At 72.6% G+C, this 12,463-nt stretch carries 9 protein-coding genes and 1 pseudogene; 5 read left to right on the top strand and 5 right to left on the bottom strand.

The features are described 5' to 3' along the window. Nucleotides 1-277 precede the first annotated feature (277 nt). Nucleotides 278-2,395, top strand: a pseudogene (locus K1T34_RS28590) (bifunctional lysylphosphatidylglycerol flippase/synthetase MprF). Here K1T34_RS28590 and K1T34_RS28585 read toward each other — a convergent pair. Together K1T34_RS28585 and K1T34_RS28580 are read right to left on the bottom strand one after the other, a co-directional pair. After that, nucleotides 2,335-3,399 carry a hypothetical protein gene (locus K1T34_RS28585; protein WP_220237866.1) on the bottom strand — a complete coding sequence of 355 codons (1,065 nt, stop codon included), beginning with the start codon at nt 3,397-3,399 and terminating at the stop codon, nt 2,335-2,337. The pseudogene K1T34_RS28590 and the gene K1T34_RS28585 sit on opposite strands and share 61 nt — an antisense overlap. A 12-nt stretch (nt 3,400-3,411) precedes the next feature. Further along, nucleotides 3,412-5,160 (bottom strand): proline--tRNA ligase, encoded by a 1,749-nt coding sequence (locus K1T34_RS28580; protein WP_220237865.1) that lies wholly within the window; start codon nt 5,158-5,160, stop codon nt 3,412-3,414. Nucleotides 5,161-5,314: 154 nt separating this feature from the next. On the opposite strand from K1T34_RS28580, the gene K1T34_RS28575 reads away from it, so the two are divergent. Continuing rightward, nucleotides 5,315-5,671, top strand: coding sequence for a VOC family protein (locus K1T34_RS28575; RefSeq protein WP_220237864.1), 357 nt, complete (start codon nt 5,315-5,317; stop codon nt 5,669-5,671). 24 nt (nt 5,672-5,695) lie between these two features. Continuing rightward, entirely contained in the window at nt 5,696-6,589 is an 894-nt protein-coding gene (locus K1T34_RS28570) for a 2-hydroxyacid dehydrogenase (protein WP_220237863.1), read from the top strand. A 4-nt stretch (nt 6,590-6,593) separates the two neighbouring features. Here the strand turns inward: K1T34_RS28570 and K1T34_RS28565 are convergent, their stop codons facing one another. After that, entirely contained in the window at nt 6,594-7,556 is a 963-nt protein-coding gene (locus K1T34_RS28565; protein WP_220237862.1) for a GNAT family N-acetyltransferase, read from the bottom strand. A gap of 54 nt (nt 7,557-7,610) precedes the next feature. Here K1T34_RS28565 and yaaA point away from each other — a divergent pair, with 54 nt between their 5' ends. After that, nucleotides 7,611-8,357, top strand: coding sequence for a peroxide stress protein YaaA (gene yaaA, locus K1T34_RS28560; protein WP_220237861.1), 747 nt, complete (start codon nt 7,611-7,613; stop codon nt 8,355-8,357). Between the two features lie 30 nt (nt 8,358-8,387). Here the strand turns inward: yaaA and K1T34_RS28555 are convergent, their stop codons facing one another. Both K1T34_RS28555 and K1T34_RS28550 read right to left on the bottom strand, forming a co-directional pair. Then, the gene (locus K1T34_RS28555; protein ID WP_220237860.1) at nt 8,388-9,476 is read right to left on the bottom strand and encodes an FAD-binding oxidoreductase; all 1,089 of its coding nucleotides are present in this window, start codon (nt 9,474-9,476) and stop codon (nt 8,388-8,390) included. A gap of 4 nt (nt 9,477-9,480) precedes the next feature. Further along, entirely contained in the window at nt 9,481-11,043 is a 1,563-nt protein-coding gene (locus tag K1T34_RS28550) for an NAD(P)/FAD-dependent oxidoreductase (protein ID WP_220237859.1), read from the bottom strand. 226 nt (nt 11,044-11,269) lie between these two features. Between K1T34_RS28550 and K1T34_RS28545 the strand changes: the two genes are divergently transcribed. Further along, nucleotides 11,270-12,217, top strand: coding sequence for a serine protein kinase RIO (locus K1T34_RS28545; RefSeq protein ID WP_220237858.1), 948 nt, complete (start codon nt 11,270-11,272; stop codon nt 12,215-12,217). The last annotated feature ends 246 nt before the right edge of the window (nt 12,218-12,463 follow it).

The raw sequence follows: 12,463 nt of genomic DNA, 5'->3' as shown, positions 1-12,463 counted from the left end.
GGCGGTTTCGGCGTCCGCGCCGAGGCCGCCGTGCGGGGTTCGCCCCTGGTCGAGTGCTGTTCCCTGAGCCCGCATCCGCCTTCGGGTCAGGGTTTTCTCCCTCCGGGGTGGCACTCCCCTAGGGGGACAAGTCGCTCCCACGAAGGATGTCGGCTTTAGGTCCAGGCGCAAGACTCGGATCATGACGACCGCATCGCCGGCGGCGGGGACCGCCGGCGGTGCCGGCACGGGGGGACGCGGGCGGGCGGCCGGAAGGCCGAAACGCGAGCGGTTCGCCGTGCTCTGGCGCCGCCTGCCGTTCACCACCACCGTCGTGCTCGCGATCCTCGTGGCCGGGGTCGCGAGCCGCACGCTCTGGCAAGCCGCCGAGCACCAGCCGTCGTTCGCCTACTACGCCTACGGCCTGCCCTCGCTGGAACACGGCCGCTGGTGGACGCTGGCGACCGGCCCGTTCTTCGCGCCGCGGCCGCTGTTCTACCTGCCGATGGCCGGCACTTTCGCGCTGCTGACAGGGTTCGCGGAGTGGCAGCTCGGCACGCGCCGCACGATCCTGGTGACCGTCGGCGGGCAGCTGGCCGCGGCCACGGCGGCGATCCAGTTCCTCGTGCTGTGCCGCCATTCCGGCTGGATGGTGGGCCGCGCACATCGCGACCACACTCGACGTCGGCTTCTCCGGCGGCACGCTCGTGGCCATCGCCGTGGCCAGCGCGACGCTGCGCGCGCCGTGGCGGCTGCGGCTGCGCGCCGGGTTGTGCGTGTACGCGGGCGTGGCGATCGTGTACGTCGGCACGCTCGCTGATCTCGTGCATTTCTTCGCACTGGTGCTGGCGTTGCCGCTCGGCCATCGGCTCGCGGGCACGGCGCGGCTCACCGAACCGGTGCGGCCGAGCGTGCGCGAGTGGCGGCTGCTGGCGTGCGCGGGACTGCTGCTGCTCACCGTGGCCGAAGTGGTCATGTGGCTCGTCCCTGGAGACGGCCCGTTCGGCCCGTCGGACGCGGTTTCCCTGTCGGCGCGAGAGATTCTCATCATGGGTGTGCTCGTGGTGCCGATGCTCAACGGCCTGCGCCGCGGCTCGCGCGTCGCGTGGCGCTGGGCCGTGGGGTTGTGCGTGTTCGCGGTGTCGCAGGTGCTCCTGGTGAGCGGGGTCCTGGCCGTGGCGAAGCTGGTGCGCACCGAGTACGACAGCCACGGGCTTTCGCTGTTCTTCGTGGACAATCTCCTGTGGACGGTCGAGCTGGTGCTGCTGAATCGCGGCGAGCGGGGCGTTCCGCGTGCCCTCACGCCGGCGGCGCCGCAAGCTGCTGCGCGGTGGTCCGGACGGCAGCCTTGCCCGGCTTCTGCTGGGGCGCAACGGAGGCAGCACGATCTCGTGGATGACGACGTGGCCGCAGAACGCGTACTTCGTCGCCTCCGACGGCGCGTCCTACCTCGCTTACCAGCGCCACGCGGGGGTCGCGATCGCGCTCGGCGATCCCGTGGCGCCGTGCGGCTCGGCGGCACACGCGCTCACGGAGTTCCGGGAGATGTGCGAGAACTCCGGGCTCGTGCCGTGCGTTTTCTCTGCGACGGCCGCCACTGTCGGCGTGACGCGGGAGCTGGGCTGGCAGCACGTGCAGGTCGCGGAGGACACGCTGGTGGATCTCGAGAACCTGGAGTTCCGCGGAAAAGCCTGGCAGGACGTGCGTTCGGCGTTGAACAAGGCCCGCAAGGACGGCATCGAGTTCCGCCTGGTGCGCCTGGCCGAGCAGCCGCCCGCGATCCGGGAGCAGGTGCGCGCGCTGTCGGAGGAGTGGGTCGGCGACAAAGGGCCTGCCGGAGATGGGGTTCACGCTCGGCGGTGTCGCCGAGGCGATGGACCCGGCGACGCGCGTGGGGCTCGCGATCGACGCGACGGGCACGGTCTGTGGTTTCACGTCGTGGCTGCCGGTGCACACGGGCTCGGGCACGGTGGGCGGGTGGACGCTCGACGTGATGCGCCGCCGTCCGGACGGGTTCCGGCCGGTGATGGAGTTCCTGATCGCGTCGGCGTGCCTGGCGTTGCGTGACGAAGGCGCGCGGTTCGTGTCGCTTTCGGGCGCGCCGCTCGTGCGCAGCCGCGACACCGCACCGGCGCGTGCGGTGGACCGGGTGCTCGACGCGGTGGGCGCGTTGATGGAGCCGTACTACGGGTTCCGCTCGCTGCACGCGTTCAAGGCGAAGTTCCAGCCGCGGCGCGAGCCGCTGTACCTGGCCTACCGCGACGAGGCCGACCTGCCGCGCATCGGCCTCGCGCTCGGGCGCGCGTACCTGCAGGGGGCCGGGCTGAAGGACTTCGCGAAGCTGGCGTTGCGGCGTCAGCGCGTGGTCGGCGGCGGCGTGGTCGTGGTCCGGTCGGCGGCCGGCACGCCGCGGTAGCTCTGAAGCAAGCGGACGACGTCGGCGCGGCTGGTGGTGTCGTCGGTGTAGACGACGAGCACCACGGACTGGGTCGCGGTGGCCAAGGCGAGCGCGGCGACGGTGACGTGCTTCTGAGTGCAGGCGTCGGTGCCGCCCTGGGTGACGTCGGCGAGCACCACTCGCGCGGGACGGGTTAAGCCTTCGAGCTGCACGGTCGCGTCCTGTGCCGGCGCGTACGTCACCTTCGCGCCGGGGTCGTAGGCACTGCCGACCAGGTCGCCGACGGCTTTGCGCGCGGCGGCTTCGGCGTTGCCGCCGTCTTCGGTCGTGACTCCGGACCCGCCGTGGCGGCTGTCGCTGCCGCAGTAGCCGCGGCCGACGGACGCCGTGGTGCCGAGCGTGATCCCCGGCGAGGTCGCCGTGCCGTCCCAGCCGTGCACGACGCCGGGTTCCGGTGTCCAGCTCGGCGGGACGTCGTAGGCGAAGCTGCCGTCGCGCGCGGCCACGGAGGACCAGCCGTCGACCACCGCGGGCACGACGAGGTGCGGCTCGGGCTGGAAGGTGACCGGGCCCTGGCTGGGTGTCGACGGGCTCGCCGAGTGGTGGCGGGCGGCGCCGAAGAAGTTCATCGCGGCCACACCGAGGGCGATCACGGCCACGAGGATCCACAGCGCCCGCGACGGCCGCCCCTTCAACCGCGCAGGCGGCCGGCTCGGCGGCCGGATGCGCTGGGGCTCCGCGCGCGGAGCGTGCCCGGTGGCGGCGGGATCCTCGGCGTACCAAGGAGTTCCGCCGGGTTTCTCGCCTTGCGCCGGCCACGGACCGCGTCCCGGTTCGGCCGCCGGCTCGGCGGCGGACTTCCCGGAAACCGGGGAGCCCGTGCCGTAGCCGGCGGCCGGGAAGCCAGGCGCGTCAGCGGGTTCGTACCCGCCGACGCCGGTGAGGGCGGCGTTGTCCTCGTAGCCGCCATCACCGTCGGCACCGTCGGCACCGTCGCGGCCGGACCGGCCGAAGAGCCCCACCGGCGTGGGCCGTCAGGAGCGGACGAGCTTGACCAGGTGGCCGACCACGGAGTCGACCGGGATCTCCTCGCGCTCGCCGGTGCGGCGGTCCTTGACCTCGACCAGCCCATTGGCCAGGCCGCGCCCGACGACGAGGATCGTGGGCACGCCCACCAGCTCCGCGTCGGCGAACTTCACGCCCGGGGTGGCCTTGCGGTCGTCGAACAGCACGTCGACCCCGGCCGCGTCGAGCTCGGCGACGAGCTTCTCCGCACCCGCCGCGATGGTCTCGTCCTTGCCCGCGACGACCACGTGCACGTCGTACGGCGACACCTCGCGCGGCCACACGAGGCCGGAGGTGTCGTGGTTCTGCTCGGCGAGCACGGCGACCAGACGCGAGACGCCGACGCCGTAGGAGCCCATCGTGATGCGGATCGGCTTCGAGTCGGGGCCGAGGGCGTCGAGCTCGAACGCGTTGGTGTACTTGCGGCCCAGCTGGAAGATGTGGCCGATCTCGATACCGCGCGCGGCGACGAGGGTGCCGTGGCCGTCGGGCGACGCGTCGCCCTCGCGGACCTCGGCCGCCTCGATCGTGCCGTCGGGCGTGAAGTCGCGGCCCGCCACGAGGTCGAGCACGTGGTGGCCGTCCTGGTCGGCGCCGGTCAGCCACGCGGTGCCGGTGACCACGCGCGGGTCGACGAGGTAGCGGACGCCGTTCTCCTTGAGTGCCTTCGGGCCGATGTAGCCCTTGACGAGGAACGGGTTCTTCGCGAAGTCCGCCTCCTCCAGCAGCTCGACCTCGGCGGGCTCGAGTGACGCTTCGAGGCGCTTCATGTCGACCTCGCGGTCGCCCGGCAGGCCGACGCCCATGAGCTCCCACTCCTTCGCGCCCGGCTGGCGGATCTTCAGCATCACGTTCTTGAGCGTGTCGGCCGCGGTGAACTCGCGGCCGAGGCCGGCGGCGTTGAAGAACGCCACGAGCGACTCGATGGTCGGCGTGTTCGGCGTGGCGTGCACCTGCGCGGCGGGCAGGCCCTCGATCGGGCGCTCGGCCGGCGCGGGCGTGACCACGGCCTCGACGTTGGCCGCGTAGCCGGACTCCGTGCTGCGCACGTACGTGTCCTCACCCGTCTCGGCGACGGCGAGGAACTCCTCCGACGCCGAACCGCCCATGGCGCCCGACGTCGCGGCGACCACCACGTACTCGAGGCCGAGGCGGTCGAAGAGCTTGGTGTAGGCGTCGCGGTGCGCCTGGTAGGAGCGCTCCAGGCCCTCGTCGTCGAGGTCGAAGGAGTAGGAGTCCTTCATCACGAACTCGCGGCCGCGCAGGATGCCGGCGCGGGGGCGCGCTTCGTCGCGGTACTTCGTCTGGATCTGGTACAGCGTGACCGGGTAGTCCTTGTACGAGCTGAACTCGCCCTTCACGGTGAGCGCGAACAGCTCCTCGTGCGTCGGGCCGAGCAGGTAGTCGGCGCCGCGGCGGTCCTTGAGGCGGAAGAGGTTGTCGCCGTACTCGGTCCAGCGGCCGGTGGCCTCGTAGGGCTCGCGCGGCAGCAGCGCGGGGAACTGGATCTCCTGCGCGCCGATCGCGTTCATCTCTTCACGCACGACGTTCTCGACACGGCGGAGCACCCGCAGGCCCAGCGGAAGCCACGAGTAACCACCCGGGGCGACCCGGCGGACGTAGCCGGCGCGCACCAGCAGCCGGTGGCTGGGTACCTCGGCGTCCGCCGGATCCTCGCGCAGGGTGCGGAGGAACAACGACGACATCCTGGTGATCACTGCGGACTCCCTGCACTGAGAGACTGAGACGCTGAGCGGGCTGAGACGTCGAGCCTGGTTCGACCGACACAGGGTAGTCAACCGGCGTCCGGCCACTCCACCCGGTTATCGCGTGGTCGGGGTTTTGTCGGTGTCCCGGGCTAGCGTCGGCGGCATGGGACTCGAACTGAGCATGATCACCATCGACTGCGCGGACCCCCGGGTCCTCACGGACTTCTGGACGCAGGCGCTCGGCGTCGCGGTCGAAGCGGACTACGGACCGTTCGTGATGCTCGCGCGCCCTGGTGGCGACGGGCCCGCGCTGGCCTTCCAGCAGGTCCCGGAGCCGCGCACGGTCAAGAACCGCGTGCACATCGACTTCTCCGCGCCCGACCGAGAGGCGGAGGTGAAACGCCTGGTCGGGCTGGGTGCGAGCGAGCAGGAGCGGCACGCGCAGCCGGGCATCGAGTGGACGGTGCTGGCCGATCCGGAGGGCAACGTGTTCTGCGTGGCACAGGCGGGCGCGCACTGAGCCGGCGGCACTAGGTTGGCGGGCATGAGCGCGCGAGTTCTCCTGCCCTGGACCGACATCGAGCTGCCCGAGGGGCTGGCCGCCGCGTACTACGACGGCGTGAACCTGCCCGGCGGCGACCTGTCCGGCGTGGAGTTCTACGTGCTGCCCTACGACGCGGGGAGCGAGCCGCCGAAGCTGATCGGGAAGCTGCCTTCGCTGCGCGCGGTGCAGGCGCTGTCGGCCGGGGTCGAGGCGCTTGTGCCGCTGGTGCCCGAGGGCGTCGTGCTGGCCAACGGCCGGGGTCTGCACGACCTCAGCGTGGCCGAGCACGCGCTGGCGCTGATCCACGCGGCTCAGCGGGACCTGCCGCGGTGGTTCGCGCAGCAGGCCACCGGGTCGTGGGAGCGCGAGCACACGCGTTCGCTCGCCGACAGCCGCGTGCTGCTCGTGGGCTACGGCTCCATCGGCCACGCGATCGAGCGGCAGCTGCTGGCCGCGGAGGCAGTGGTCACGCGGGTGGCGAGCCGCGCGCGTGAAGGCGTGCACGGGATCGCCGAGCTGCCCGAGCTGCTGCCATCGGCCGACATCGTGGTCTTGATCCTGCCCGAAACCGAGGCCACGAAGGGGTTGATGGGTGCCAGGGAGCTCGCGTTGCTGCCCGAGGGCGCGCTGGTCGTGAACGTCGGGCGCGGCTCCGCGATCGACACCGCCGCGCTGCTCGCCGAAACGACCACCGGCCGGTTGCGGGCCGCCCTCGACGTCGTGGACCCCGAGCCGCTGCCGGCCGACCATCCACTGTGGAGGGTTCCGGGCGTGGTGATCACGCCGCACGTCGCCGGCGGTTCGGCGTCGTTCTACCCGCGCGCCAAGAAACTCGTGGCCGAGCAGCTGCGCCGCTTCGTGGCCGGGGAACCCCTGCTCAACGTCGTCGAATAGAGCTTCAGATCGAGAGCACGTAGCCGTAGTAGGTGTCGGCGACCTCGTAGCCGCACCGTTCGTAGATGCCGACGGCGCTGTGGGCGTTGTCGGTGTCCACGGACAGAGCCGAGCGCTCGAACCCGGCGTCGCGGGCGTGGGCCAGCGTGTGGCCCAGCAGCGCCGTCGCCACGCCGCGGCCGCGCAGCTCCGACAGGGTGCCGACGTAGTCCACGTACAGCTCGCGCACGCCGGTCCCCGCGAAGTCGGCCGGGTGGAACGCGCTGAGCACGAACCCGACCACGGCGTCGTGCTCAGGGGTCAGGAGCAGGAACGACAGGTCGCCGCGGAAGTCCTTCGCCCCTGTGATGCGGTGGCGCCAGGCTTCGGCCGACAGCTCGGCGCTGCCCCAGTGGCCGGCGAAGGTCGCGTTGCGGGCCACGCGGGTGAGGTCGTCGTAGCGCTCGTCGAACGCGACCACCTCGTACTCGGCCGGGAGCGGCCGAGCGGGCGGCAACGCACGCAGGTCGGCGCGCATCTCGACGAACGACCGCGCGTGCCGGAACCCGGCCCGCGCCAGCGCGTCGAGGTACCAGTGCTCGTTCTCGTGCGCGCCCGCGTGCAGCTCCAGCGGCGCGTCGGGGAAGGCGCGCTCGTGCACGCGCTTGCCGGCGTCGAGGAACCACGTGGTGAGGTGCGCGGCGACGTCGGCCGTGCGGAACTCGGGGTGCGTCATCGCCTCGACGCGCGGCATGTGCACCGGGTCGGCGGCGTCGCGGCGGCGGATGGCCGCGTAGCTCACCAGGCGGCCGCCGGCCCACGCGCCGGTGCTGGCGAGCGCGAGGTCGAGGTCGGGTCCTTGCATCTCCTCGCGCAGGTCGGCGGCGGTGTAGTGCTCGCCGGTGCGGTCCAGCTCCTCGGCGGCCGCGAACACGGTCGCGAGCTGCTCCGCGTCGCCGAGGGTGAGCGGGCGCCAGGTGAGCTCCATGACGTCAGCGTAGGCGGGCGCCGAACAGCGGCGCACCCCGATTACCCTCGTCGTGTGCTGGTGCTCCTCCCTCCCTCCGAGACGAAGGCCGACGGCGGCAAGGGTGCGCCGCTCGACCTCGAGACGCTGTCCTTCCCCGAGCTCAACCCCGTGCGGGCCAAGCTCGCGGACGCGCTGGTCGAACTCGCGCAAGACGTCCCCGCGAGCCTTGCCGCGCTTGGCATCTCCGAGCGCCAGAGCCACGAGGTCGCGCGGAACGGGAGCCTCTGGACCTCGCCGACGCTGCCCGCGCTGCGCCGCTACACCGGGGTGCTCTACGACGCCCTCGACATCGGCAGCTTCACCCGCGCCGGCCTGGAGAAGGCCCACCGCCGCCTGGCCGTCACGTCTTCGCTGTTCGGGGTGGTCTCGGCCACCGACCCGATCCCCGCGTACCGCCTCTCGGGTGGCAACAGCGTGCCCGCGCTCGGCACCGTGCGCAGCCTGTGGAAGCCCGCGCTGGAGCCGGTGCTGCAGGACATCGAGGGGCTCATCGTCGACCTGCGCTCGGGCACGTACTCGGCGTTCGCGAAGCTGCGCCCCGGCGCGGTGACCGTGCGCGTGGTCACGGAGGACGCCGCCGGCAACCGCACCACCGTGAGCCACTTCAACAAGGCCTACAAGGGCCGGCTCGCCGCGGTGCTCGCGACCACGCGCACCGAACCGTCCACTGTGGACGAGCTGGTGAAGGTGATCACCAAGGCCGGCCTCACGGTGGAGCGCGCCGGCGACCACGCCCTGGAACTGCTGACCGACGACTGAGCCTGAGTACTGAGCCTGAGTACGGCAGCCTCAGCTGAACCGCGAAGGCGAGCACGCCGTCAGCAGGTCCGCCGGCAGGTCTTCGCCGAGGACGAGTGCGGCGATGAGCTTGCCCGCGTACGGCGCCAGCGTCAGCCCGGCCGGCCCGAAGCCCGTGGCCAGGAACAACCCCGGCGCGGCCTGGCCCAGCAACGGCAGCGTGTCCGGCGTCGCGGGCCGGAAGCCGACGCGGGTCTCGGCGAGCGTCGCGTCGGCCAGGCCCGGCGCGACGGCCAGCGCCTGGTCGAGCACTTCGCGCTGGCCGGCGGCCGTGACGCGGTAGTCGAAGCCGGAGTCCGTCTCGCGTGTCGCGCCCGCCACGACGCGGCCGCCCGCGAACGACAGCAGGTAGTGGCTCGACCGCGGCAGCACCACGGGCCAGGCCGACGTGTCCGTTTCCGGCAGGTCGAAGTGGCTGATCTGCCCGCGTTGCGGCGCCACCGGCACCGCGATCCCGAGCGGCTCGGCCAGCGCGGCCGACCACGCGCCCGCGGCGAGCACCACGGCGTCGCCGGTCAGCTCCTCGTCGCCCGCTTGCACGCGGGCGCCGGACAGGAGCGTTGCCTCCGCTGACACGAACCGTGCGCCCCGCTGCTCCGCGGCGGCCACGAGCGCCGCCCGCATCACCCGGCCGTCGACGCGGCCCGCGCCCGACAAGTGCACGGCGGACAGCTCCGGCGCCAGCGGCGGGAACAGCTCGCGCGCCTGCGCCGGATCCAGCCGCCGCACCTCGCCCGCCTCGGGTGCGTCCGCGACCCGCTCGACCAGCCGCTCGTAGGCCTCGTCCAGCTCGCCCGGGTCCGCCGAGACGACCATCCCGCCGACGACCTCGAACGACGGGTCCTGCCCCTGCTCGCGCAACGCCGCCGCCAGCTCCGGGTAGTACGCCCCGGCGGCGGCCGCGAGCGGGTAGATCGCGCTGTCCCACCGCGAGGTCCAGGGGCTCACGATCCCCGCGCCGGCCTCCGTCGCGACGCCGGGCAGCCCGGCGTCCACCACCACGACGTCGGCCCCGCTGCTCACGAGGTGGTAGGCAGTGGCTGCTCCGGCGATCCCGCCGCCGATCACGATCACGCGCATGTCTTCACCCTGCCCGCTCCTCGCCGCGCCGTCGAGCGAGCACCGCCATAGCCGCGTTGTGCCCGGGGATCCCGCTCACGCCACCCCCGCGCACGGCACCGGCGCCACAGAGCAGCACGCGCTCGTGCGCGGTCTCGACACCCCACTTCCCGGCGTCGGCCGGATCTTCGGCGTAGGGCCAGGACAGGTCGCGGTGGAAGATGTGCCCGCGCGGCAGCCCGAGCTCGGCCTCCAGGTCCAGCGGCGTCTTCGCCTCCACGCACGGGTTGCCCGCCGCGTCGCGCAGCAGGCAGCGCTCGATCGGCTCGGCGAGCACACTGTCCAGCGACGCGATCGTGGCGCGCAACGCCTCGGCCCGCGCGCGATCGTTGTCGGCCTCGAACAGCCGCGCCGGCATGTGCAGGCCGAACAACGTCAGCGTCTGCACGCCCGCCGCGCGCTCGGCCGGGCCGAGGATCGACGGGTCGGTGAGCGAGTGGCAGTAGATCTCGCACGGCGGCAGCGACGGGATCTTGCCCGCCGCGGCCTCGGCGAACGCGGTTTCGAGCTGCGAGTAGGTCTCGTTGACGTGGAAGGTGCCGCCGAACGCGTCGCGCGGGTCCACGGCCGCGTCGCGCAGGCGAGGCAGCCGCGACAGGACCATGTTCACCTTGAGCTGAGCGCCTTCCGGGCGCGGGCCGGGTTCCTCGCCGAGGAGCCGCGAGAGCGTGTCGGGGGCGACGTTGGCCAGCACGTGAGAGCCGGCGGCCACGCGTTCGGTGCCGTCGAGCGTGTAGCTGACCTCGCCGTCGGGCGACACCGACCGCACCTCGGCGCCGGTCACGAGCGTGGCCCCGGCGCCGCGGGCGGCGTCGGCGAGCGCGCGGGTGACCGCGCCCATCCCGCCGACGGGCACGTCCCAGTCGCCCGTGCCGTTGCCGATCAGGTGGTAGAGCAGGCAGCGGTTCTGGCGCAGGTCCTCGTCGCCGGCGCCGGCGAAGGTGCCGATGAGCGCGTCGGTGAGCACCACGCCGCGCACAGTGTCGTCGTCGAACAGCCCGGTGAGCGTCTCGGCGATCGGGCGCTCGAACAACGTGGCCCACGCTTCGTCGTCGCCGATGCGGGCTTTGAGCTCTTCCCGGCCGGGCAACGGTTCGGTGAGCGTGTCGAACGTCGCCGCCGCCACGCGCCCGGCCTGCGCGTAGAACTCGCGCCACGCGTCGAAGTCCTTTGTGGACCCGGTGACGGCGCGGAAAGCCGCCGCGGTGCGCGCCTCGTCCCCCGTGTCGACAAGGAGACCCGTGTCGCCGGACGGCGTGTAGGACGACATCCGGCGCCGGCGCAGCTCGACGCCGAGACCGAGGTCGGCCGCGATCTTCCGTGGCAGCAGGCTCACCAGGTAGGAGTAGCGCGACAGGCGCACGTCGACGCCGTCGAACGCGCGGAACGACACAGCCGCTCCCCCGATCTCGCCGCGCCGTTCCAGCACCAGCACCGAGCACCCGGCCCGGGCCAGGTAGGCCGCCGCGACCAGGCCGTTGTGGCCGCCGCCCACGATCACCGCGTCGTACTTCCCGCCACCGTTCATGCCGCCGAGGCTAGGGGTATTTCGCGGAGCCCGTTAATTCGGTTGCGCGAGCCGCTCGCGCCCCGGCATGCTGCTCGCGAACCGGCGGGGTGCCGGTGGCCGACGGAAGCGAAGGAGGTGCGTCATGGCGAATGTCCGGGCGCTGACCTGCCCACTTCCGTCCGCCCCTCTCGGCTAGAGCCGCCGCGCTCGCCCGGTGGGGCACCCCGATCGAGGAGACCCACCAGTGCGCGAGCACGACTACGAAGACCTTCACGCGTCCGATTTCGAGCGTCCCCGTCGTGGGCGGCGCTTCAGCGACGAACCCGAGCCGACCCGCCGGGGCCGGCTCACCGAGGGCGAGCGCGTCCGCCTCGCCCAGGCGCGCGACGACGCCTACACCGAGACCGACCTCCCGGACGGCGCCGACCGCTGGACCACCTGGGACGACGCCGACCAAGGCCCCCACCCGAGGCCCGACTGGGTGGTCACGGAGCTCGGGGCCGTCGACACCGACCTGGGGGTGCTCAAAACCGGCAAGGAGGCCGACGTCCACCTCCTGCGCCGCACTCTGCCCGGCACCGACGGAGTGCTGCTGGCCGCCAAGCGCTACCGCAGCGACGAGCACCGGCTGTTCCACCGTGACGCCGGGTACCTCGAAGGCCGGCGCATGCGGCGCTCACGTGAGATGCGGGCCATGGCGGGCCGCACCTCCTTCGGGCGCAACCTGATCGCCGAGCAGTGGGCGGTCGCGGAGTTCGCCGCGCTGAGTCGCTTGTGGACGATCGGGGCACCCGTGCCCTACCCCGTGCAGCGCCACGGGACAGAGCTGCTGCTCGAGTTCCTCGGCGAGCCCGACGGCACGGCCGCGCCCCGGCTGGCACAGCTGCGCCCGGAGCACGACGAACTGACCGAACTGTGGGAACAGGCCGTGTCGGCGCTGGAACTGCTCGCCACGCAAGGGCTCGTGCACGGCGACTTGTCCGCGTACAACCTCCTGGTGCACGAAGGGCACCTGATGGTGATCGACCTCCCGCAGGTCGTCGACCTCGTCGCGAACCCCCGCGGCCGCGAGTTCCTGGAGCGCGACGTGCGCAACCTGGCGGGCTGGTTCCAGGCCCGTGGCCTGCCGGAACGCGTGACGAACGTCGAGGATCTCGTGGCGGAACTGGCCTACGCCGGAGGGGTGGGCTGATCCGCCGGCTGTACTGTGGGTGGCGTCGCTGCGCTGGGCCATTCGGATGTGGCACAGGACACGACTGCGACGCCGCCCACAACCGGACACCTGGGTGTGAAGCAGAAGCCCTCGCTCCGGTACAGTGAGCACAGACCGCAATCGGCGGCGTGGATGAGTTGGTGTCCGTCGCCTCCAAAGCCCACTGACGGGCTCGCGGTGAAATCCGAAGCATTTCCATCGGCGCTCGATGGTGGGAACTCCTGA

This window comes from Amycolatopsis sp. DSM 110486, from assembly GCF_019468465.1.
Lineage (GTDB): Bacteria > Actinomycetota > Actinomycetes > Mycobacteriales > Pseudonocardiaceae > Amycolatopsis.
Note: the sequence above shows the minus strand (reverse complement) of the source record. Positions and strands in the feature narration are given on the sequence as shown.